The sequence below is a fragment of the Neisseria gonorrhoeae genome, assembly GCF_013030075.1.
Classification (GTDB): Bacteria; Pseudomonadota; Gammaproteobacteria; order Burkholderiales; family Neisseriaceae; genus Neisseria; species Neisseria gonorrhoeae.
Window position 1 is genome coordinate 1,988,010 of the sequence record NZ_AP023069.1, and the last position, 22,828, is coordinate 2,010,837.

22 protein-coding genes, 1 tRNA gene and 1 pseudogene are annotated in these 22,828 nt (G+C 54.2%); 4 read left to right on the top strand and 20 right to left on the bottom strand.

Annotated elements, in window-relative coordinates:
• Positions 1–196: 196 nt before the first annotated feature.
• Positions 197–322, top strand: a pseudogene (locus tag HT085_RS10510) (IS110 family transposase); the annotation flags it as partial.
• Positions 323–371: 49 nt separating this feature from the next.
• Here the strand turns inward: HT085_RS10510 and HT085_RS10515 are convergent.
• The 4 genes from HT085_RS10515 to HT085_RS10530 all read right to left on the bottom strand — a co-directional run bounded on the left by HT085_RS10515 (position 372) and on the right by HT085_RS10530 (position 6,584).
• Positions 372–836, bottom strand: a complete 465-nt coding sequence (locus tag HT085_RS10515; RefSeq protein WP_003690042.1) for a hypothetical protein — start codon at positions 834–836, stop codon at positions 372–374.
• 76 nt (positions 837–912) lie between these two features.
• Positions 913–3,750 (bottom strand): valine--tRNA ligase, encoded by a 2,838-nt coding sequence (locus HT085_RS10520; protein WP_003690315.1) that lies wholly within the window; start codon positions 3,748–3,750, stop codon positions 913–915.
• Positions 3,751–3,854: 104 nt separating this feature from the next.
• The gene (locus HT085_RS10525) at positions 3,855–5,114 is read right to left on the bottom strand and encodes a D-amino acid dehydrogenase (RefSeq protein ID WP_003690316.1); all 1,260 of its coding nucleotides are present in this window, start codon (positions 5,112–5,114) and stop codon (positions 3,855–3,857) included.
• Positions 5,115–5,192: 78 nt separating this feature from the next.
• Positions 5,193–6,584 carry an alanine/glycine:cation symporter family protein gene (locus tag HT085_RS10530; protein WP_003690317.1) on the bottom strand — a complete coding sequence of 464 codons (1,392 nt, stop codon included), beginning with the start codon at positions 6,582–6,584 and terminating at the stop codon, positions 5,193–5,195.
• Positions 6,585–6,783: 199 nt separating this feature from the next.
• Between HT085_RS10530 and HT085_RS12225 the strand changes: the two genes are divergently transcribed.
• Positions 6,784–6,930: a hypothetical protein gene (locus tag HT085_RS12225; RefSeq protein WP_162488837.1), complete on the top strand. Its 147-nt coding sequence runs from the start codon at positions 6,784–6,786 to the stop codon at positions 6,928–6,930.
• A gap of 117 nt (positions 6,931–7,047) precedes the next feature.
• Here HT085_RS12225 and lpxA read toward each other — a convergent pair whose 3' ends face one another.
• The 16 genes from lpxA to HT085_RS10610 all read right to left on the bottom strand — a co-directional run bounded on the left by lpxA (position 7,048) and on the right by HT085_RS10610 (position 21,447).
• Positions 7,048–7,824, bottom strand: a complete 777-nt coding sequence (lpxA, locus tag HT085_RS10540) for an acyl-ACP--UDP-N-acetylglucosamine O-acyltransferase (RefSeq protein WP_003690038.1) — start codon at positions 7,822–7,824, stop codon at positions 7,048–7,050.
• A gap of 42 nt (positions 7,825–7,866) precedes the next feature.
• A complete protein-coding gene (locus tag HT085_RS10545) occupies positions 7,867–8,547 on the bottom strand; it encodes an Abi family protein (protein WP_003690318.1) in 681 nt (226 codons plus the stop codon).
• A 206-nt stretch (positions 8,548–8,753) separates the two neighbouring features.
• Positions 8,754–9,203 carry a 3-hydroxyacyl-ACP dehydratase FabZ gene (gene fabZ / locus HT085_RS10550; protein WP_002231544.1) on the bottom strand — a complete coding sequence of 150 codons (450 nt, stop codon included), beginning with the start codon at positions 9,201–9,203 and terminating at the stop codon, positions 8,754–8,756.
• Positions 9,204–9,238: 35 nt separating this feature from the next.
• Positions 9,239–10,282: a UDP-3-O-(3-hydroxymyristoyl)glucosamine N-acyltransferase gene (lpxD, locus tag HT085_RS10555; RefSeq protein ID WP_014580429.1), complete on the bottom strand. Its 1,044-nt coding sequence runs from the start codon at positions 10,280–10,282 to the stop codon at positions 9,239–9,241.
• Positions 10,283–10,314: 32 nt separating this feature from the next.
• Positions 10,315–10,815: an OmpH/Skp family outer membrane protein gene (locus HT085_RS10560; RefSeq protein ID WP_003690321.1), complete on the bottom strand. Its 501-nt coding sequence runs from the start codon at positions 10,813–10,815 to the stop codon at positions 10,315–10,317.
• A 65-nt stretch (positions 10,816–10,880) separates the two neighbouring features.
• Positions 10,881–13,259, bottom strand: a complete 2,379-nt coding sequence (gene bamA, locus HT085_RS10565; RefSeq protein ID WP_003690323.1) for an outer membrane protein assembly factor BamA — start codon at positions 13,257–13,259, stop codon at positions 10,881–10,883.
• 56 nt (positions 13,260–13,315) lie between these two features.
• The gene (rseP, locus tag HT085_RS10570; RefSeq protein ID WP_003690033.1) at positions 13,316–14,656 is read right to left on the bottom strand and encodes an RIP metalloprotease RseP; all 1,341 of its coding nucleotides are present in this window, start codon (positions 14,654–14,656) and stop codon (positions 13,316–13,318) included.
• 34 nt (positions 14,657–14,690) lie between these two features.
• Positions 14,691–15,926 (bottom strand): 1-deoxy-D-xylulose-5-phosphate reductoisomerase, encoded by a 1,236-nt coding sequence (gene ispC / locus HT085_RS10575; protein WP_003690324.1) that lies wholly within the window; start codon positions 15,924–15,926, stop codon positions 14,691–14,693.
• Positions 15,927–15,930: 4 nt separating this feature from the next.
• Positions 15,931–16,728 carry a phosphatidate cytidylyltransferase gene (locus tag HT085_RS10580; protein WP_003690029.1) on the bottom strand — a complete coding sequence of 266 codons (798 nt, stop codon included), beginning with the start codon at positions 16,726–16,728 and terminating at the stop codon, positions 15,931–15,933.
• A 2-nt stretch (positions 16,729–16,730) separates the two neighbouring features.
• On the bottom strand, positions 16,731–17,477 hold the full coding sequence (locus tag HT085_RS10585) for an undecaprenyl pyrophosphate synthase (RefSeq protein WP_003690027.1): 747 nt from the start codon (positions 17,475–17,477) through the stop codon (positions 16,731–16,733).
• 55 nt (positions 17,478–17,532) lie between these two features.
• Positions 17,533–18,090, bottom strand: coding sequence for a ribosome recycling factor (frr, locus tag HT085_RS10590; RefSeq protein ID WP_003690026.1), 558 nt, complete (start codon positions 18,088–18,090; stop codon positions 17,533–17,535).
• 141 nt (positions 18,091–18,231) lie between these two features.
• Positions 18,232–19,224, bottom strand: a complete 993-nt coding sequence (locus tag HT085_RS10595) for a DNA cytosine methyltransferase (RefSeq protein ID WP_003690024.1) — start codon at positions 19,222–19,224, stop codon at positions 18,232–18,234.
• 4 nt (positions 19,225–19,228) lie between these two features.
• Positions 19,229–19,633 carry an NgoPII family restriction endonuclease gene (locus HT085_RS11510; RefSeq protein ID WP_353074622.1) on the bottom strand — a complete coding sequence of 135 codons (405 nt, stop codon included), beginning with the start codon at positions 19,631–19,633 and terminating at the stop codon, positions 19,229–19,231.
• Positions 19,634–19,661: 28 nt separating this feature from the next.
• Entirely contained in the window at positions 19,662–20,066 is a 405-nt protein-coding gene (locus HT085_RS11515; RefSeq protein ID WP_003700761.1) for an NgoPII family restriction endonuclease, read from the bottom strand.
• 108 nt (positions 20,067–20,174) lie between these two features.
• On the bottom strand, positions 20,175–21,302 hold the full coding sequence (locus tag HT085_RS10605; RefSeq protein WP_003690020.1) for an FUSC family protein: 1,128 nt from the start codon (positions 21,300–21,302) through the stop codon (positions 20,175–20,177).
• 69 nt (positions 21,303–21,371) lie between these two features.
• Positions 21,372–21,447: transfer RNA gene (locus tag HT085_RS10610), tRNA-Thr, on the bottom strand.
• Positions 21,448–21,553: 106 nt separating this feature from the next.
• Here HT085_RS10610 and HT085_RS10615 point away from each other — a divergent pair.
• Positions 21,554–22,033 (top strand): hypothetical protein, encoded by a 480-nt coding sequence (locus tag HT085_RS10615; protein WP_003690329.1) that lies wholly within the window; start codon positions 21,554–21,556, stop codon positions 22,031–22,033.
• A gap of 94 nt (positions 22,034–22,127) precedes the next feature.
• Complete coding sequence (gene rsmG / locus HT085_RS10620) at positions 22,128–22,751, top strand: 16S rRNA (guanine(527)-N(7))-methyltransferase RsmG (protein ID WP_003690016.1); 624 nt, start codon at positions 22,128–22,130, stop codon at positions 22,749–22,751.
• Positions 22,752–22,828 lie beyond the last annotated feature (77 nt).

Genomic DNA, 22,828 nt, shown 5'->3' on the forward strand with positions numbered 1-22,828 from the left:
CAAGGCAGGTTGATGATGAGTACCCGATACCATTACGCAGGTATAGCGGATTAACAAAAACCGGTACGGCGTTGCCCCGCCCCGGCTCAAAGGGAACGGTTCCCTAAAGTGATGAAGCACCGGGCGGATCGGTTCCGTACCATTCGTACTGCCTGCGGCCCGCCGCCTTGTCCCGATTTTTGTTAATCCGCCATACAAGGGTAAGCCGTATAAGGTTGCCGTTACGGCATGTATGCGCAAACTGCCGACGATATCGAATGCCCGGATGCGTGATTATTTTGCCGCAAACGATACCGCCGAAAACGGTATTCGGACGGCTTGATTTGAGTTTTGGTATTTTTGCCCGACGGGGTGGAAAATACAGTTGCTTTTCACTCCACTTTCGTACATGCCTCACGGGAAGTTCCGTCTTCGGACACTAATTTGCCTGATTTATCCAGTTGATACACATCATCTTTTCCGGGTTTGTCCATCTGCGCGACCAATCCGGTGTACATCATGCTTTCCAAGAGTCGTCCATCCTCCGACTTTTCTAACCACGCCAGCGTTTCGGGGCTGTGCTGTCGTGAAACTTCACCGTACTTGATTTGGCTTTGAGTTAAGGCATTGTTCGCAAAACGCCATTTACCTTCACCGACAACACGGTATGCCAAGATATTGCCGTCATCATCGATTTTGAGTATAGCATCGCCACGGAAGCTGCCGTCCTGAAGATATTTGACTTTTGTATCACTGTGAATGTTTTCATCAGTGCCGATGCAATGCCATGTACCGACAATCGGAGAAGCCAAGGCGGTTGTTGCGGATAAAAGCACCGGCAGAATAAAGCGTTTCATCTATTTCCTTTTTTAAAGGAGGCCGTCTGAAAACCCCGGTTTCAGGTTTTCAGACGGCCTTGTCTATTCAATCAAATCAGTCTTTCAACTTCGCCAACTGATTTTGCACTTTTGCCATTTTGTCTTCCAATTCCGCCAAATCGGCTTTGTCTTTTTCCACCAGATGCGCCGGGGCTTTTTCGGTGTAGCCGGGTTTGGAGAGTTTGGCATTGAGTTTGTCCAAGGCTTTTTGCAGCTTCTCGGCTTCTTTGCTCAAACGGGCGGTTTCGGCGGCTTTGTCGATTTCGACTTTCAGCATCAGGCGCGCGCCGTTGCAGACGGCGACGGGCGCGTCTCCGCTTTCGGGCAGGGCGGCGACTTGCCGTGCTTCGGTCAGGCGGGTCATCATCGGCAGGTATTTGAGGTAGTCCGCCAAGTCGTCCGCGCTTTCGACAAACAGCGGGGCTTTCACGTTGGGCTGGATGCCCGTTTCGCCGCGCAGGTTGCGGACTGCGCCGATCAAATCCTGCAACACGGTCATTTGCCCGAATGCCGTCTGAACAATCTCGCCGCCGTCGGTTTCGGGGAAACGGGCGAGCATGATGCTGTCGGCGGTTTTGGCATCGCACATGGGGGCGACGGTTTGCCACAGTTCTTCGGTGATGAACGGGATAATCGGGTGCAGCAGGCGCAGGGCGGCTTCGAGTACGCGCAATAAGGTATGGCGTGTGGCGCGCTGGCGGCTGGCGCAGCCGGTTTGGAGCTGCACTTTGGCGAGTTCCAGATACCAGTCGCAATAATCGTTCCATACGAAGCTGTACAGGGTTTCCGCCGCCAAATCAAAGCGGTAGGTTTCGTAGGCTTGCGTAACCTGCTCGATGGTCTGATTCAGACGACCTATGATCCACATATCGGGGAAGGAATGGCCGCGCGGTTCGGCAGCGGTTGCGCCGTAGCCGCAGTCTTGGTTTTCGGTGTTCATCAAGACGAAGTTGGTGGCGTTCCAGATTTTGTTGCAGAAGTTGCGGTAGCCTTCGGCGCGTTTGAAGTCGAAGTTAACCGAACGGCCCAAGCTGGCGTAGCTCGCCATGGTGAAGCGCAATGCGTCCGCGCCCATGCTGGGGATACCTTCGGGGAAGAGTTTTTTCGTGGCTTCTTCCACTTTCGGCGCGGTTTCGGGTTTGCGCAGGCCGGTCGTACGTTTCATCAGCAGCTTGTCCAAGCCGATACCATCGATCAAATCCACAGGGTCGATGACGTTGCCTTCGGATTTGGACATTTTTTTGCCTTCGTGGTCGCGCACGATGCCGTGGATGTACACGGCTTTAAACGGTACTTTGCCGGTGAAGTGGGTGGTCATCATAATCATGCGCGCCACCCAGAAGAAGATGATTTCATATCCGGTAACCAAGACGTTGGACGGCAGGAAGGCTTTGAGCTCGTCGGTTTCAGACGGCCAGCCGAGCGTGGAGAACGGCACGAGCGCGGAGGAGAACCATGTGTCCAATACGTCTTCTTCGCGGGTCAAACCTGTTTTGCCGGCTTGTTTTTCGGCTTCAGCCTGATTGCGGGCGACGTAAACATTACCTGCTTCGTCGTACCACGCGGGGATTTGATGCCCCCACCACAGTTGGCGCGAAATACACCAGTCTTGGATGTTGTTCATCCATTGGTTGTAGGTATTGACCCAGTTTTCAGGGATAAAGCGCACTGCGCCGCTGTCGACGGCTTTTTTGGCTTTGTCGGCAAGGCTCAAGCCTTTGAATTCGTTGTCAGGCTCGCCGCCGTTCGGTGTGGCGGACATGGCGACAAACCATTGGCTGGTCAGCATCGGCTCAATCACTGAACCTGTGCGGTCGCCTTTCGGCGTCATCAGCGTGTGCGGTTTGATTTCGACCAAGAAGCCTTGCTCCTGCAAATCGGCAACCATTTGTTTGCGCGCGGCAAAGCGGTCCAAGCCTGCGTATTTTTCAGGCAGGGAAAAGCCTGGTTGCGCTTCGCCTTTGAAGTTGAACACTTCGGCGTTTGCCAGCACTTTGGCTTCTAAGTCGAACACGTTAATCAGGCGCGTGTCGTGGCGTTTGCCGACTTCGTAATCGTTGAAATCGTGCGCAGGCGTGATTTTCACGCAACCGGTACCGAAGTCTTTTTCAACGTATTCGTCGGCGATAACCGGAATGGTGCGACCGGTCAGCGGCAGGATTAATTCTTTGCCGATTAAGTGGGTGTAACGTTCATCTTCTGGATTGACGGCAACGGCCGCGTCGCCCAGCAACGTTTCAGGACGGGTGGTCGCCACGATAACGGCTTCGGTGGGATTGTCGGCCAGCGGATAGCGGATGTGCCACATAGAGCCTTGTTCTTCCATGCTTTCCACTTCCAAATCCGACACCGCCGTGCCAAGCACGGGATCCCAGTTCACCAAGCGTTTGCCGCGGTAAATCAAGCCCTGTTCATACAGGCGCACGAACACTTCGGCCACGGTTTCGGCGCGTACGTCGTCCATCGTGAAATACTCGCGCGTCCAGTCGGCGGAGCAGCCCACGCGGCGCATTTGCTGGGTAATCGTGCCGCCGGAAACTTCTTTCCACTCCCACACTTTTTCCAAGAATTTTTCGCGCCCCAAGTCGTGACGGGACACGTTTTGCGCGGCAAGCTGACGCTCGACCACGATTTGCGTGGCGATGCCCGCGTGGTCGGTACCGGGAATCCAGGCGGTGTTGCAGCCTTTCATGCGGTAGTAGCGGGTCAGGCCGTCCATGATGGTTTGGTTGAAGGCATGACCCATGTGCAGCGTGCCGGTTACGTTGGGCGGCGGCAGTTGGATGGAAAAAGACGGTTTGGTCAAATCCATATCGGGCCGGAAATAGCCTTGGCTTTCCCAGTTTTGATAGTGTTTGGATTCGATTTCGGCGGGGGAGTATTTGTCTAACATATGAAGCCCTGAGAAATAAGATGATTTGATGGTTTGAATTATAGCGCAAATGCCGTCTGAAACGCTTTCGGGGTTTCAGACGGCCTTAAATTTAAATATTGCCTTTACAGTTTTTGATAGCGCGACAGGCTCAAATCGTCGCTGCGGATTTCGGTGTCTTTGCCGCTCACGATATCGGCGGTCAATTTTGCCGAACCCGGCGACATGGTCCAGCCCAAAGTACCGTGCCCGGTATTCAGAAACAGGTTTTCAAAGCGGGTGCGCCCGATTAACGGCGTACTGTCGGGCGTCATCGGCCTGAGGCCGCTCCAGGACAATGCTTGGCTCAAATCGCCGCCTTCCGGGAACAAGTCGTTGACGACCAAAGCCAAGGTTTCGCGGCGTTTTTCGGGCAGTTTGGTTTCGTAGCCGGACAATTCCGCCATTCCGCCGACGCGGATTCTGTTGTCAAAACGCGTGATGGCGACTTTGTAGCTTTCATCTAAAACAGTGGACACCGGTGCGCCGTCGGAATTTGTGACCGGCAGGGTCAAGGAATAGCCTTTGACGGGATAAATGGGCAGATTGAGATCCAACTGCGCCAACACAGTCCTGCTGAAGCAGCCGAGCGCGCAGACAACGGCATCTGTTTCAAACCGCCCTGTTTCGGTTTCAACGGCTTTGATGCGCAGCCCGTTGTGGTCGATGCGGCTGATGGTTTGGTTGAAGTAGAACCGTACGCCCTTCTCTTGACACAATTTGTACAGGTTTTCGGTGAAGAGGCGGCAGTCGCCGGTCGCATCCGCAGGCAGGTGCAGACCGCCGACAATTTTGGCGGTAACGCGTGCCAGCGCAGGCTCGAATTCTGCGCATTCTTCGGGCTTCAGACGGCGGTACGGCACGCCGTAGCGTTCCAAAACGGCAATGTCTTGTTTTGCCGCTTCGACTTCTTCGGTTTGGCGGAAAATCTGCAACGTCCCTTTTTTGCGTCCCTCAAAATTCATGTCGGTTTGCGCTTCAAAACGGCGGAACATTTCACGGCTGTATTCGGAAATCCTGACCATGCGCTCTTTATTGATTTGATAGCGCGTTGCCGTGCAGTTTTGCAGCATCCGCCACAGCCATTCGATTTGATACAGGCCGCCGTCAGGGCGGAACAGTAAAGGCGGATGGCTTTTAAACAGCCGTTTCAGTGCTTTGGTCGGAATACCGGGTGCAGCCCAAGGCGTGGTATAGCCGTAAGAAAGCTGGCCTGCATTGGCAAAACTGGTTTCCATCGCCACACCCTCGGTGCGGTCGATGACCGTTACTTCATGTCCGGCCTCTGCCAGATACCACACGGAGGATACGCCGGCAACACCCGCACCTAAAACAAGCACTTTCATGTTTCCCCCTCCGGCTTTTTCAAAACAGGCTTAATATGCCGTGCCGTCTGAATATTCGGATTCAGACGGTCTCGGATATTAATGCGGCAATTCGCCGTTTGTGATTTTTTGTTTGAAGTCGCGTGTTTCATTGACGATGACTTTCGCCATCAACAAAAGCGCAGTCAGGTTGGGCAATGCCATCAAGCCGTTGAATGTATCCGAAGCCAGCCATACCAAATCAAGGCTCAACACGGTACCCGGCATGACGGAAGAAACATAACCGACGCGGTACAAAGCGGCAAACTTCTCGCCGAAGACGTAAACCGCGCATTTCTCGCCGTAATAACACCAGCCGAGAATGGTTGAGTAGGCAAAGAAAATCAGGCCGATGGTCACAATCCAGCCGCCGATGCCGGGCAGCATTTTTTGGAAAGTGACGGTTGTCAGCGCCGCGCCGCTCAATTCAGGTTTCACAAACTCGCCGCCTGCGCCGAGCAGACCCATGACCAACACGATACCGGTAATCGAGCAGACAACAATGGTGTCCAAAAAAGTACCGGTCATGGAAACCAAAGCCTGACGAACGGGGTGGTCGGTTTTCGCGGCTGCGGCGGCAATAGGCGCAGAACCCATACCCGCCTCATTGGAGAACACGCCGCGCGCCACGCCGTAGCGGATGACCGTACCGATAGCGCCGCCTGCTACGGCCTGCGCGCTGAACGCATCGGAGAAAATCAGCTTGACGGCAGGCATCAGTGCATCGGAATTAATGACGATAATGGAAAGACCGCCCAACACATAAAACACCGCCATAGCAGGCACGATGAAAGAAGCGGCTTTGGCGATGCCTTTAATACCACCTAAAACGACAACGGCAGTCAGAACGGTCAACGTAATGCCGGTATAGGCAGGTTCGATACCGAAGCTGGTTTGCACAGCCTGTGCAACCGAGTTGGACTGCACCGAGCTGCCGATACCGAAGGAAGCGAATGTGCCGAACAGCGCAAATGCAACGGCCATCCATTTCCAGTTTTTGCCCAAGCCTTTTTCGATGTAATACATCGGGCCGCCGGACATTTCGCCTTTGGAATTGTTGACGCGGTATTTCACCGCCAACACGCCTTCGCCGTATTTGGTGGCCATGCCGAAAATAGCGGTCATCCACATCCAGAATACCGCGCCCGGGCCGCCGGTTACCACTGCAGTCGCCACGCCGGCGATGTTACCCGTACCGATGGTGGCGGACAGCGCGGTCATCAACGCCGCAAAATGGGAAATATCGCCTTCGTGGCCTGCGCCGCCTTCATACTTCTTTGACGGCACAAACGCCTGTTTCAGCGCATAGCCCAACATAGTGAACTGCAAGCCTTTCAGCATAACGGTCAGCACAATGCCGGTGCCGACCAGCAGCATCAACATAACAGATCCCCAAACCCAGCTGCTGACGGTTTCGAAAAAGGCTTTGAGATTGTCTAAAAATACTTGCATGGCTTTCTCCTTTGTCTGTTTTATTTTTAAAACACCACTTTTGTAGTGTCCGGTAATTTCAGCACAGAATATTCAATAAGACAATATGTTCTTTTGAAAAATACTTTTGGTTTTTTCACCGAAGACAGGCCGGTTCAAGCTGCGGAAATTGTTTGCAATTATTTAAAAGCAGAGGCGGAGGTCACAATGAAATGTCCGAATGGGGATGTGGCGGGCGGCAGAAATCATCAATGCTGCCGACTGCCATACTTTTGAAATCTATAGTGGTTTAAATTTAAACCGGTACGGCGTTGCCTCGCCTTGCCGTACTTCTTGTACTGTCTGCGGCTTCGTCGCCTTGTCCTGATTTAAATTTAAACCACTATACAAAATGATGCATCGATCAAACAACATACCGCTTTAAAAAAAAACCGATGCCGTCTGAAACGCTTTCGGGGTTTCAGACGGCATTGAAAGGGTGCGGTCAGCGGATGATGCCGCGCGTCGATTGTGCGAAGAAGTCTTGAAATACGGCAAGCTCGGCTTGGGTTTCGGCGCGGCGGAGAATGTCCGCCTTGGCTTCTTCAAACGGAATGCCGCGATGGTAGAGGGTTTTGTATACGTCTTTGACGGCGGAAATCTGTTCTGCGGTAAAACCGTTGCGGCGCATACCTTCGCTGTTTAGGCCGGCCGGTTCGGCGCGGTAGCCCGATGCCATAAAGTAGGGCGGCACGTCTTTGTGTACGCCTGCGGCGAAGGCGGTCATGGCGTAGTCGCCGATGCGGCAGAATTGGAAGACCAGCGTGTAGCCGCCCAAAACGACGTAGTCGCCGACGGTAACGTGTCCGGCAAGCGAGGCGTTGTTGGCGAAAATGGTGTGGTTGCCGACCACGCAGTCGTGCGCGAGGTGGCAGTACGCCATAATCCAGTTGTCGTCGCCGATACGGGTTTCGCCGATGCCGGTTACCGTGCCTAAATTAAAGGTGGTGAATTCGCGGATGGTGTTGCCGTTGCCGATAATCAGCTTGGTCGGCTCGTCGCGGTATTTTTTGTCCTGCGGAATTTCGCCGAGGCTGGCAAATTGGAAAATGCGGTTGTTTTCGCCGATGGTGGTGTGGCCGTTGATGACGGCGTGCGGACCGATTTCTGTATTCGCACCGATTCGGACGTTGGGGCCGATGACGGTGTACGCGCCGACTTTGACGCCGGAGTCGAGTTCGGCTTTGGGGTCGATGACGGCGGTCGGGTGGATGAGGGTCATGTTTTGAATACTCCGCTGCTTGTTAAGACAAATAATAGAAAATCACAGTTTGTCGATTTCATCGCAGACCGCAATCACTTGATCGCTAAAATGGCTAAATACTGAAGCAGTATCTACATCCATGTAATTAAGCAGTTCAAAAATAGATTGGTAAATATTTCTAGCGTAGCCGGTATCTTTTATTGCACCTTTAAAACAAATCGGTTCGTGATGTGCCAAACGATTACGGAAATTGTTAATATTGGAAAGTTCTCGAAAAATCCATTTTTGGTTATATTGCACACTTGGTGTAGATTTGGGCTTTTTTGGAAAAACTTTCATCAATACTTTTCCTGCAGCATCAAATTGAGCATCTTTCCCTCCCGCAAACAGATACCGCCAAAAACCGAATCCTAGTCCTGCAACCAATTGGTTGTGGTCAAACTTTCCTCCGCTATTATTTTGTATTTTAGATAATGCAACCTTGATTAATTCAGCAGATTCTTTCGTACCATTTCTTAAAAAGCAACCTTGATATTTCAATGCAGGATTCGTTTGTGGTTGTATGCTATCATATAACCGGTTTCTGTCTTTAAACTCCTGCCGAAAGCAAATATCAATTTTGTTTCTTAAAACGATCTCAAATATAGAAACAACATGAAAAAGTTCTCTTGATAAAGATAAATTCAATAAATACAATTCAGCTGCTTTGTCTTTCCTAACGGCATTTTTATACCGTTCCATTCTGAAATCAGAAAAAATACTACAGCATTCCTTATAATTCACGCTAACCCTTGATTCTTTATTTTTAAATTGACGTTTCAAACTATATTTGATATAGTTAGATAAAACTAATCCCCACCGTGTCCCTGGGTTTGAATAAACCTAAACCGGTGGGTTTTCTTTTTATTAGGTCGTCTGAAACTTTCAGACGACCTTTTTCCGAACGCTCAAACCACGCGTTTGGCGCACATAATCACGGCTTCGACGGCGACTTGTCCGTCCACTTTGGCAACGGCGTTGAATTTGCCGATGCCGCGCCGGCTGGTCAGGAGTTCGACTTCAAAGACGAGTTGGTCGCCGGGGATGACTTGGCGTTTGAAACGGGCTTCGTCTATGCCGGCGAAGAAGAAAAATTCGTTTTCCTTGCGCCCGCCTTCGCTCAAAATCGCCAACGTGCCGCACGCCTGCGCCATCGCTTCGATGATGAGTACGCCGGGCATAACGGGCAGGTCGGGGAAATGGCCTTGGAATTGGGGTTCGTTTATGGTTACGTTTTTGATGGCGGTCAGGGTTTTCATCGGCTCGAAGGCGGTAATGCGGTCGAGCTGGAGAAACGGGTAGCGGTGGGGGATGAGTTTTTGGATGTCTTTGGCTTCGATGGGGAGTTGTACGTCCATGTCTGTCGTATTCCTTGAATAAAGTCGGTTTGGATTTATTGCGTGTCTTTGCTGTCTGAAAGCTGCTGTTCCAGCGTTTTGAGGCGTTTGTTCATTTCGCTTAAGCGGTGGATGTAAACGGCGTTGCGCGCCCATTCTTTATGGGTGGACATCGGGAAGATGCCGGCGATGTGTTTGCCGCTTTCGGTAATGCTGTGGGTAACGGACGTGCCGCCGCCGATGGTGGTTTTGTCGGCGATTTCGATGTGTCCGACCGTGCCGACTCCGCCGCCGATGATGCAGTAGCTGCCTATGGTTACACTGCCGGAGATGCCCGTTTTGGCGGCGATGACGGTGTGCGAACCGATTTTGCAGTTGTGTCCGATTTGGACTTGGTTGTCGATTTTGGTGCCGTTGCCGACAATGGTGTCGCTCATCGTGCCCCGGTCGATGTTGGTGTTCGAGCCGATTTCTACGTCGTCGCCCAGCGTTACCGCGCCGGTTTGCGGGATTTTGAACCACGAATCGCCGGCGAAGGCGAGTCCGAAACCGTCCGCGCCGATGACCGCGCCGCTGTGGATTTCGACGTGTCTGCCGAGTGTGCAGCCGTAATAAACGACGGCGTTGGGATGCAGGACGACTTCGTCGCCCAGTTTGCAATCGTGTTGGACGACGGCGTTTGCCAAGATGCGGCAGCCTTCGCCGAGCACGGTGTTCGCGCCGATGTAGGCGTTCGCGCCGATTTCACAGCTTGCGGGAACGGTCGCGCCCGGTTCGACGACGGCGGTCGGATGGATGCCGCCGCGCGCTTTGACGACGGGTGAAAACAGGCGCGCGACTTTGGCGAAATAGAGATAGGGATCGTCGGCGACAATCAGGTTGCGCCCTTCAAATCCGTCTGCTGCTTTGGCGGAAACGATGATCGCGCCCGCGCTGCTGTCGTGGACTTCGGCTTTGTATTTCGGATTGGCGAGGAAGCTGATGTGTTCCGCCTGCGCGTCTGCGAGCGGGCGCACGGCGGTAACGGAAATGTCCTCGCCGCGCCATTCGCCGCCGAGCCGCGCGGTGATTTGGGACAGGGTGCAGGTGGCCGGAATCATGGTTTTCCTGTTTGGTATGCCGTCTGAAAGGGTTAGCGGGCGTTCATTTCTTTAATGACGCTGTCGGTAACGTCGTATTGGGTGTTGACGTAAATCACGTCCTGCAAAATGACATCGTAACCTTCCTGTTTGGCGATTTTGACGATGACGCGGTTGGCGTTTTGCTGGAGGGAGGCAAACTCTTCGTTGCGGCGGAGGTTGTAGTCTTCTTCAAACTGCGCCTGTTTTTTGCGGAACGCTTCGACCAGCCCGCGCCATTTTTCTTCGGCTTGCGCCTTTTTTGCGTCCTTAAGTTTGCCGCCGGCGAGCTGCCTTTCCAAATCCAAGCCTTCGCGTTGCAGTTTTTGCAATTCGTCCTGACGGGCGGAAAATTCGCCGTCCAGCGTTTTTTGGATGTTGCGCGCCTGCTTGGATTCGAGGTAGATGCGCTCGGTGTTGATAAAGCCGATTTTTTGGAAGGTGTCGGCGTGCGTGCCTGTGGTGCAGCATAAACCGATCAGGGTGGCGGCAAACGCGCGGGTCAAACGGGTCATGGTAAAACTCCTTCGGATGTTGCCGCGAAATGCCGTCTGAAGGGCTTCAGACGGCATTTGCGGGATTAGAACGTCGTGCCGAGCTGGAATTGGAAGCGTTGGATTTCGTCTTCCGGTTTTTTCTTCAGCGGGTAGGCGTAGCTGAATTTCATCGGGCCCAAAGGCGAGAGCCAGGTAACCGCGCCGCCGGCGGAATAGCGCAATTCGTTGGTAAAGGTGGATTTATGCGCGTTTTCCGAGTAAACCGATTTGTTGTTACCGTTTTCGGCGGCGGTATAGGTTCTGCCGTCCCACACGCTGCCTGCGTCGGCAAACAGGCTCAGGCGGACGGTGCGTGCGTCTTTCGCACCGGGCATCGGGAAGAGCAGCTCGGCGGAGACGTTGGCTTTTTTGTTGCCGCCGTAGCTGATTTTTTCGCCGTATTCGTCATACACTTTCGGGCCGAGCGTGCCGCTTTCGTAGCCGCGCACCGAACCCAGGCCGCCGCCGTAGAAGTTTTCAAAGAAGGGGATTTCTTTGGTTCTGCCGTAGCCGCCCGCAATGCCGACTTCGCCGCCGAGCATCAGCGTGAAGGTTTTGCTTAAGGGGAAGAACCAGGTTTGGTTGTGGGTGGCGGAGTAGTATTGCAGTTTGCTGCCGGGCAGGGCGATTTCGGCATTTACGCCGGTCAGGTAGCCGCGCGTCGGCCATAAGGCGCTGTCGGTCTTGTTGCGCCCCCAGCCGACAGTGCCTTTGTACAGCAGGCCTTTGAAGCTGCCGTCTGCGCCGTCGGTTTTGCCGTATTGTTTGATAAAGTCGGCATAGCGTTTGGGTGCTTTGTTGTAGGTGTTGACGGTCAGGTGTTCCGCCGCCAGCCCGAAATTGACGCGGTCGTATTCGGTAACGGGGATACCCATCCTTACGCCGCCGCCGGCGGTGGTGGTTTTATATTGTTTGACGCTGGTCGATGCTTTGCGCGGGTCGAAGGCTTTTCCGTAAATATCGTAGCCCAGGCTGACCCCGTCTGCCGTGAAGTACGGGTCGGTAAACGACAGCGAGCCGTTGAGCGTGGTTTTGCTTCGCGAGGCGCGCAGGGCGGCCGACTTGCCCGTACCGAACAGGTTGTCCTGCGATACGCCGGCGGACATGACCAAGCCGGTATCCTGAACCCAGCCCGCGCTCAAGTCGAGCGAGCCGGTGGAGCGTTCGGTCAGGCTCATGTTCAAATCGACTTTGTCGGGCGTGCCGGCAAGCGGGACGGCATCAAACTGTACGTTGTCGAAGTAGCCCAAAAGCTCGACGCGCTCTTTGGAACGTTGCAGCTTGGAGGTGTCGTAAGGCGCGGATTCCATTTGGCGCAATTCGCGGCGGACGACTTCGTCGCGGGTTTTGTTGTTGCCGGTGATGTGGATTTCGTTGACGTAGATTTTTCTGCCCGGTTCGATGTGCAGGACGAAATCGACGGTTTTGGTTCCGGCGTTCGGCAGCGGCTGTACGCTGATTTCGCTGTATGCGTAGCCTGCCGAGCCCATGCGGTTCTGAATCTCACCCAAAACGGCGGTCATCTGCTGGCGTTCGTACCATTTGCCGGGCTTCATGGTCAGCAGTTTTTCCAGTTCGGCCTTGGGGACTTCGTTGGTGTCGCCTTCAATCGACACTTTGCCCCAGCGGAAACGTCCGCCTTCGTGGACGGTGATTTTGATGGTCTGCCTGGTTTTGTCTTCGTTGGTTTGGATGTCGGTATCGAGGATACGGAAATCGAAGTAGCCGTTGTTCTGGTAGAAGTCGGTTACTTTTTCCATGTCTTGGGCGAATTTCTGGCGGTCGAACCGGTCGCTTCGTGTCAGCCATGTCCAAATGCCGCCTTCGGTCAGCGACATCTGCCGCATCAGTTTGCGGTCGGAATAGACTTGGTTGCCTTCAAATTCGATGTCGGTGATTTTGGCGGATTTGCCCTCGTCAATCGTGATGTCGATGTCGACGCGGTTGCGGGCGAGTTTGGTTACTTTGGGCGTGATTTGGATATTGAGTTTGCCGCGCCCGAGGTATTCTTCTTTCAGGCCGGCGACTGCCTGGTTGAGTGTCGCCTGATTAAAGTATTGCGACTGCGCCAGCCCGAACGATTCGAGGTTTTTCTTGATGGCGTCGTTTTGCAGCATTTTGGCGCCGGTGATGTTGAGCGAGCCGATGGTGGGGCGTTCGATAACGGTCAGCAGAAGCTGCCCGTCCGCAGTTTCGACTCGTACGTCGTCAAAGAAACCGGTGGCGTACAGGCTTTTGATGATGGCACTGCCGTGTGTGTCGTTGTAGGTGTCGCCGACTTTGACGGGCAGGTAGTTGAATACGGTGCTCGGCTCGGTACGCTGCAAGCCTTCGACACGGATGTCTTGGATGGTGAAGTCGGCAAATGCCAAAGGCGATATGCCCAACATCATCAGTGCGGAGGCAATCTGTTTCAGTTTCATCGTAAGTTCCTTGTGGTGCGGAATGCGGTTTCAGACTGCATTCCGAAACGTAAAATCTAACCGATCAGCCGGGTAACGTCGTTGAAGAAGGCGGCCGCCATCATCAGCATCATCAGGGCGAGCCCGAAGCGCAAACCGATGTTTTGGACACGTTCGCCCAAAGGTTTGCCGCGTATCCATTCGACAGTATAAAACACGAGGTGCCCGCCGTCCAAAACGGGGACGGGCAGCAGGTTCAGCACGCCGAGGCTGATGCTGACCAACGCTAAAAATTCCAAATAACTTTGCAAGCCGAGTTCGGCGGACTGTCCGGCAATGTCGGCAATGGTCAGCGGCCCGGAAATATGGCTGACAGAGGCGTTGCCGCTGATTAGTTTGCCGAAAAATTTGAGGGTTGTCCACGAGTGGGAAACGGTTTTTTCCCAGCCCATGCCGAATGCGCGGACAACAGACGGACGGTAGCTGCGGCGGATTTGCGCGTCCCACGCCCTGTCCGGCTGCGGACGGAGGCCGACGCGCCCGATCAGGGTGTGGTCGGGCTGTTCGACAGTATCGGGGCGGATGTCGGCGGTATGGGTTTGTCCGGCGCGTTCGTAGGTCAGGGTGATTTTTTTGCCCGGGCTTTGGCGGGTCAGGTTTGCCCATTCCTGCCATGAGGCGATGGGTTTGCCGTCGGCGGCAGTCAGCCTGTCGCCCGGTTTCAGGCCTGCTTTTTCGGCGGGGCTGCCTTTTTCCACGCCGCCGGCAACGGTTGTGATTTTAAAGGGCATCAGTCCGATGTAGCCTTGGTTTTTTGCGATTTTACCGGCTTCCGGCGTGCCTGCGGCATCGATGGTGCGGACGGTTTGCGCGCCCGATGCCGTCTGAACGCCGACGGCGACTTTGCCGGCTTCGAGGTTGAGGACGATTTCGGTTTGCGCGCTGCTCCAGTCTTGGACGGAAACGCCGTTGACGGATTGTATTTTGTCGCCGCTTTGGAAGCCGGTGCGGGCGGCAATGGTGTCGGGTTCGACTGTGCCGACATAGGGCCGCAGTTCGGTTACGCCGAAGGAAAAGCTCAGTCCGTACAGCAAAACCGCCAGTGCGAGGTTGGTCAGCGGACCGGCGGCGACGATGGCGATGCGCTTGGCGGGGTGTTGTTTGTCAAAAGCGTAGGGTAAATCGGCTTCTGATACTTCGCCTTCGCGCGTATCGACCATTTTGACGTAGCCGCCCAACGGAATCGGGGCGAGGCACCATTCGGTGTCGCCGCGCTTTCGGGTGAAAAACGGTTTGCCGAAGCCGACGGAAAAACGCACAACCTTGACGCCGCACAACCTGGCGACGATGTAGTGTCCGAATTCGTGCAGGCTGACCAAAATCAGGATGGCGAAGATAAAAGCTAGAAGGGTTTGCAAATGGTTTTCCTTTGATAACGGTGTTCGGACGGTATCAGCGCAGTGTGCCGATAAATGCCCGCGCTTGTGCGCGTGTCCGGGCATCTTGCGCCAACAGTCCTTCTATATCGCCCATGCCGTTTGAAAAGTCTTGTGCAAGACAGTGGGCGACGGTTTTGGCAATGTCGGTAAACTTAATCTGTCCGTCCAAAAAGGCGGCGACGGCGGTTTCGTTGGCGGCGTTCAATACGCAGGGCGCGGCTCCGCCTGCGTTTATGGTTTCATAGGCGAACTTCAGGCAGGGGAAGCGGCCGAAGTCGGGCTTTTGGAAGGTCAGCGCGGACAATGCGCCGAAATCGAGTTTGCCGACACCCGAATCGATGCGCTCGGGCAAGCCCAAACAATAGGCGATGGGCGTTCGCATATCGGGATTGCCCAGTTGCGCCAGCACGGAGCCGTCGCGGTAGCGCACCATACTGTGTATCACGGATTGGGGATGGATGACGACTTCGAGTTTGTCGGGCGGACAGTTGAACAGCCAATGCGCTTCAATCAGTTCCAAGCCCTTGTTTGCCATAGTGGCTGAATCGACGGAGATTTTGCGCCCCATACGCCAATTGGGGTGTTTGACCGCCTGCTCGGGCGTAATGCTGTCGAACGTGCTTAAATCGGTTGTTAAAAACGGGCCGCCGGAAGCGGTCAGGATAATCGAATCGATGCCGTGTTCGTTCAGACGGTCTGTGTAATCGCGCGGCAAAACTTGGAAAATGGCGTTGTGTTCGCTGTCGACGGGCAACACTGCCGCGCCGTTTGCGCGGGCGGTTTCCATAAACAACGCGCCGGAAACCACCAGCGTTTCTTTGTTTGCCAGATAAATGGTTTTGCCTTTTTGCGCCGCTGCGAGCGCGGAAGGCAGCCCCGCCGCCCCGACGATGGCGCACATGACGCCGCTGACTTCGTCGGCAGACGCAACGTCAACCAATGCCTGCGCGCCGTGTAAAACCTGAGTCGCCGTGCCGTCGCGTTTCAACAGGGCTTCAAGCCGGGCGGCGTGTTCGGCATCGGCAACGACGGCATATTCGGGGCGGAACGTTTGACATTGAGCCGCCAGTTTCTCGACCTGCTTATGCCCTGCCAGCGCGAATACGCGGAATTTTTCGGGATGGCGGGAGACAACGTCCAGCGTGCTTTCGCCTATGCTGCCGGTACTGCCTAATATGGTCAGGACTTGTGGTGTCATAATGAGGATAACTTTATACCGGATGCCGTCTGAAGCGTTTTCAGACGGCATAGAATCAATTTAAAACCGACATTATCGCCGCATAGACGCTGATAACGGCAATCAGGCTGTCGGTACGGTCGAACACGCCGCCGTGTCCGGGCAGCAGGTTGCTGCTGTCTTTGATGCCTGCCGCGCGCTTGAGCCAGCTTTCCAACAGGTCGCCGCATACGCTGACAACGGTCAACACCAAACCGATTAACACGGTATCGAACCAGCCTGTATCGAATGCCAGCCAGCCGGCACTTCGTACGGCAGTCATGTACACTGCCACGCAAACCGCACCGCCGATTGCGCCTTCCCAGCTCTTGCCGGGGCTGATTGCCGGTGCGATTTTGTGTTTGCCGAGCGCCTTGCCGCTGAAATACGCGCAAACGTCGGCAACCCAGACCAAACCCATCACGGCGAGCAGCGGCAGGGCATCATCGGGATGCGGGCGCAGGGATACGAGCGCGAACCAAAACGGCATGAGCAAAAGCCAGCCGACGGCATAAACCTGCCAACCGCCGTTGAGCCTCCATTTGAATCTCAACCACAAAGGCATAACGGCGAGCCAAAATGCCAAAACAACATACCAAACCAAATTAGGCAGCATCCAGCCGCCCGCATAGGCAACTACGCCGAAAACCAAGGTTGCGGCGAGGTAATGGTTGGTTTCGGTTTTGCACAAACCGGCCATACGGGCATACTCCCACAAGGCGGTCAGGGCAATCAGCCCGCAAAATGCAGCCCACAGCCATTGCGGCGCGTAAAACAGCATGCCCAGCATCAGCGGCAGCAGCCACATAGCGGTTATTACCCGTTGTTTCAGCATATTCAGTTCCTTTGCTGTCCGATAGGCAGTTGCTCGGAAGTGCGTCCGAACCGCCGTTCGCGTTTTTGGAACGAAGCGACGGCGGCATCTAAGGCGGTTTCGTCGAAATCGGGCCACAGGATGTCGGTGAAATACAGTTCTGCATACGCCATCTGCCAGAGCAGGAAATTGCTGATGCGCGTTTCTCCGCCCGTGCGGATGAACAAATCCGGTTCCGGCGCGTCGCCCAGCATCAAGTGTTTGGCCAGCGTGTCTTCCGTAATCTCGGATACGCCTTCGGCAATCAGTTTGTTTGCCGCCTGCAAAATATCCCAGCGGCCGCCGTAATCCGCAGCAATGCTCAGGGTCAGACCGGTATTATTTGCCGTCAAGGCTTCCGCCTCTTCGATACCTTGCAGAATCTGCCGATTAAAGCGTTCGCGGCTGCCCAATATTTTCAGGCGCATATTGTTTTCGTGCAGGCGGCGTACCTGTTTTTGCAAAGCCTGTAAAAACAGCCCCATCAGGAACGAAACTTCGTCTTCGGGGCGACGCCAGTTTTCGGTTGAAAAGGCAAACACGGTCAGATATTGCACGCCCAGTTTGGCGCAATGCTTCACCATATTTTCCAACGCGTCCAAGCCGCGTTTGTGTCCCATTATACGCGGGAGAAAACGTTTTTTCGCCCAACGGCCGTTGCCGTCCATAATTACGGCGATGTGCCTCGGGATGGCGGTGTGTTCCAAAATGGTCTGCGTGCTGCTCTTCATATCTGCCTTTCGCGGTTCGGCGTTCAAATGCCGTCTGAACGCCGCGCCGTGAGATTTAAACCGCCATCAGGTCTTCTTCTTTGGCAGCCAAAACCTTATCGGCTTCGGCAATGTACTTGTCGGTCAGTTTTTGAACCGCCTCTTCGCCGCGACGTGCCTCGTCTTCGGAAATTTCTTTGTCTTTGAGGAGTTTTTTGATGTGGTCGTTGGCATCGCGGCGCACGTTGCGGATAGAGACGCGTCCTTCTTCCGCCTCGCCGCGCACGACTTTAATCAGGTCTTTGCGGCGTTCCTCGGTCAGCATGGGCATCGGCACGCGGATCAAATCGCCGACAGCTGCCGGGTTCAGTCCCAAGTTTGAATCGCGGATGGCTTTCTCGACTTTGGCCGCCATATTGCCCTCAAACGGTTTCACGCCGATGGTGCGCGCGTCCAAAAGGGTTACGTTGGCAACCTGGCTGACGGGGACCATGCTGCCCCAGTATTCGACTTCCACTTGGTCGAGCAGGCCGGTATGCGCGCGGCCGGTACGCACTTTCGCCAGATTTTCTTTCAGTACTTCGACCGAACGCTGCATCTTGCCTTCGGCTGTTTTTTGAATATCGTTGATCATATTGTTCTTTCGGTAAGATAAGGTAGGCGGGCAGCCGTTCGAACGCGCTCCAAGCCGTTCAGACGGCATAAAGACCGTTAACTGCGAATAGTACCGTTATTCGGGCATGACGACAAGGCAGATGCCTGTAGGAAGGGTGTTTCACCTTTCTAGGGTTTTTTTAATTGCCGCTGCAATTTCGTAGGCAAGGTTGACGGGGACGGCGTTGCCAATCATTTTGTATGCGTCGTTGACATTTTGATAGATGAATTTGAAGTTGTCGGGAAAGCCTTGGATTCTTGCAACTTCGCGTACCGTCATCCTCCGATATAGTGTTTCTTTGCCGGCAGCAAAACGGTAGTCGTTTGCCCCGTGCTTTTCCATCTTTGGGGCTTGCGGGTGCAGTTGGCACTGCCTGCCTGAAGCTTGGACGGTAAAACCCTGTTCATCCCACGCTTTAACTCGGTTCCGGCTCATAAAAATAGGGGAAAAACTGCCGGTAAAATATTCGTTGTTGTTGACTGCGTCGGGGTTGGTCTTGTTTTGCGGGGCGGAAGGTACGGCTGTGTCCTGCAAATCCCAAATAACGTCTTTCAATGTAATCTTGTCTTTGTCTTCGACCGTCGAACCTTTTGGAAAAGAAAATTTTATTTCCAAGTCTTTACGGAAACCGATGTAGAAGACCCTTTTGCGTTCCTGTGCTACACCGTAGTCTTTGGCGTTGGCCATAGTCAAGGTTACGTCGTATCCGCATCCGTCAAACATTTTCAGCAGGTTTTGTACGGCTCCGTTGTGGCGGTTTGCCAGCATTCCGCTGACGTTTTCCGCTAAAAAGAATTTTGGCTGTTTGCTTTTCAAAATACGGATGTAGTCGAAAAACAACTGTCCGCGCGCATCGTCGATGCCGCGCAAAGCTCCCGCTTCAGACCAAGACTGGCAGGGTGGGCCGCCGATAATCCCGTCGATTTCTTCAGGGAAATCTTCTTCTTTAATCTTGCGTATATCGCCTTCTATCAAATGGGTCTTTGGATGGTTTGCCTTGAAGGTTGCCCAAATGGTTTTATCGTATTCGTTGGCGGCGGGGATTTCAAATCCCGCTTTTTCGAAACCCAAATCCAAACCGCCGCAACCGCTAAACAAACTAATGATTTTCATAGGATTATAAGTGGTAGGTGATGAGTTTTGCATTTCTTAATCGCGCCGGGTTGTTGGGATTTTTAATTTTAATGTCGGAAATGGCCAGTTTGGAATCCTGTATGGCAAGCAGCTTGTCTGTATTGTTAAAACTGTTCCATTTGTCTTCGTTGATAATGGCCATGAAATTGAAACTTTTTTCCATATTCCGTTGGTAAATATAGTTGAAGACAAACCATGGATTTTCGATTCCCCACATACCCCGTACTCTCAGATAAGTTATGTTGAGCGGATCAATGCGGTTGACCCTGCCCAGCTCTTTGGTTTCTGCAAACTGTATGCCGCCGATGTTGCCGATTCCTTCCTTAATTTGATTTTTTATCTTCAAATAGCATTCGGCATCGGCGCAGTAGTCGATTCCGTAAACCATTGCCAAGTGTTTGAGGTTTTTCTTTTTGTCAACGACGCCGACAATTATAGATAATGTCTTTCTCTTCCCATTTTTCCGCATCTTTGCAGGCTTTTGTAAGCATGCTGTCATCAACAGAGAGCTTTGATTTTGGGTGGCTGCTATTCAGCGCCAGTGCGGAATCTTTACTTTCAATTTTCTTAACTTCAATGGCATCCCCGTTTCGCAACATGGCATCAGGAGGGTTGGAGTTGTTGCCCAAATATGAGAATACTTTTGCGTGTCGGGCTATGCGTTGGGTTTCATTTAGGTTGAAACTGCCGGAAAACAAGTCTTTTACATATTCTTCCAAAGCATCACCTGCCTGATTGGCACGATTGTTGCTTTGAGAATGGGAGTTGACCCCGACAACAGGGTTGTTAGCCAAATTGATGATGGCATCGATAATGTTCATGGTTTTTCCTTGGGGTTTTGCGGCAGATTATAGCAAAACCGTCAGGGTGTTTATCGGACCGATGCCGTCTGAAGCGGCAGGCGTTTCAGACGGCATCGTGTCCGGCCGTCAGCCGTGTTCCCGTGTTTCAAGCAGGCTTTGGCGCAGGTGTTGGCGTTCGTGGGCATCCAGCCATTTGCGGCGGGTGCGTTGCAGCAGGATGACGAGGGCGGAAATTTCCTGACGCATATTGGTGCTGAGCCAGAGGAAGCCCTGCCATTGGTAGTGGAGGTGTTCGGCGAGGGCTTCCAGTTCGGGGTTGATGGCGGTGTCGATGCGGATGCGGCGGGCGTGTCTGCCGTTGATGAGGGCGGCGGTTTGTTGCAGGTCGGTTTGGAGCAGTGTGAAGTGGCGGTCGAGCAGCCGGATTTCGCTGCCGTTGAGTTTGGGAGATTGCAGCTTGGCGGCGGTGGTCAGGAGCAGCTCGGTGGTGTTGACGATTTTGCGGTGGGCGTGCTGCATGGCTTCCATCATGGAGGGGCTGATGCGGCTTTCGCCCGATGTGGCGGCGAGGTGGCTGCGGCTTTTGACCATGCGTGCGTTGATTTGGCGCATTTTGACCATATTCTGCTCCAAACGTTCGCGCGTCATACGCCTGCCGTTGCTGATTTCGGCAATCATTTTGCTGCAGTCGGCCAGGTTGTCGGCAAGCATGAAACGCCACATCAGTGTGGATTTCAGCGGCAGCAGTTTGGCGGCGGCAATGGCGATGGCGGCGCCGATGAGGACGTTCATCGCGCGCATCAGGCCGCTGTCGAGCCATTCGCTGCCGTTGTCGCCGATGAGCATGCACATCGTCAGCCCCGCCAGCATAGGGACGTAGCCGTTTTTGCCGACCGCCGCCCAGCCGGCCAGTGCGCTTGCCGTGCCGATGGTCAGGTAGAAGAGGAGGTTGCCGTGGAAATAATGCTGGTTCAGCCATAAAACGCCCAAACCCGCGCCCAGCCCGATGACCGTACCGAGCATACGTTCCACCGCCTTGGAGTAAATCGCGCCTTGGAACTGGAGCATGCCGAGGACGACGAAGACGGTCATCCCTATCCATTCGCCGTGTTGGAGGTGGAGTAGCCGGGCGAGTGCGGTGGCGAACAGGACGGCTCCGCCGAGCCGCACGGCATGTATGAGGCGGCGGTGGCGGTAGCGTTCGTAGGAGTTGAGCCAGCGGCCGGAAAGGCGTTTGCGTTGCGAGGAGTTCATATCGGATGCCGTCTGAAGCGGAAATGTGAAAAAGCACAGGCTTCCCGAGGGAGGGTCTGTGCTTGGTATTGGTGCCGGAGAAGGGAATCGAACCCCCGACCTTCGCGTTACGAATGCGCTGCTCTACCGACTGAGCTACACCGGCGTTTTTCGTTATGATATATATAAACGGTTGTTTGTGCAACTTTTCGGGCGGGCGGCAAGGCGGTGCGCGGTATAATGCGGCCTGCTTCGGAAGAGGGGGGGCGGCGATGTTTGTGAACGAGAAATATCCTTATGCGACCCTGTTTGCGGGGCTGGTGTTTTTGACGCTGCCGTTTGCGTTGGCGGTGCATGATGCCTTTGCATGTGCGTTCGGACGGGCGGGGCTGCTGGTGTCGGTGTCGGCCGGCGGATTCGGCCGGCGTGGCGGTTGGGACGGCACTGTTTGGTTTGTGTTCGGTGTGTTTGCGTTTTTGAATGTGGTTGTGTCGGCGGGCCTGACGAAACTGGCGTACAAAAAGATGATGCGGCGGCATTCGCGTTACGCGCTGTTTCTGTCGGGCGTGGCGGCTTGCGCGGCGGTGGCTTGGATTTTCAAGCTGTTGTTGGGCAGTGCCGCCTTGGGCGGGCTGAGCGGGGAGGCGGTGTCGGAATATGCGTTTGCCGTGTGGCTGGTGTCTATGCTGACGCTGCCGAAACGCCTGACGCGCGCGCCGGTGCAGCCTGTGGTGTTCCACAGGAAAAAATAGGACGGAACGGAAATGCCGTCTGAAACCCGATACGCGGTTTCAGACGGCATGTTTTTCCGCTAACATTACGCCTGAATATGGACAGGAAGCAGATATGGAACGTAAAGAACGCCTGCGTGCAGGCATTGCCGCGATGGGGCCGGATATTTCGGAAACGGCGCAGGACAGGCTTTTGGCCTATGTGGATTTGTTGAAAAAGTGGAACAAAACCTACAATCTGACCGCCCTGCGCGACGAGGAAAAAATGATTGTCCATCATCTTTTGGACAGCCTGACGCTGCTGCCCTATATCGAAGGCGCACAGACGATGCTGGATGTCGGTTCGGGCGGCGGCCAGCCCGGCATTCCGGCGGCGGTGTGCCGTCCGGATGTGCAGATAACCTTGTTGGATGCGAATACGAAGAAAACGGCTTTTTTGCGGCAGGCGGCTATCGAGTTGGGGTTGGACAATGTGCGCGTGGTGTCGGGGCGCGTGGAGGCGGTTTCGGACGTGCGTGCCGACGTGGTTACCAGCCGTGCGTTTGCGGAACTGGCGGATTTTGTGTCGTGGACGGCGCACCTGTTGAAAGACGGCGGCTACTGGGCGGCGATGAAGGGCGTATATCCGCAGGGGGAAATCGGCCGCCTGCCGCAGGATGTGTGCGTCGAAAAAGTCCAAAGGCTCGACGTGCCGGGCTTGGATGCGGAACGCCATATCGTCATCCTGAGCAAGCGTTGAGCGCGCTTCAGACGGCATGAATACCTTTTTTGTGCGGATAAAGGTAAAATTCCGCACTGTTTTTCTTTTTTTCAACA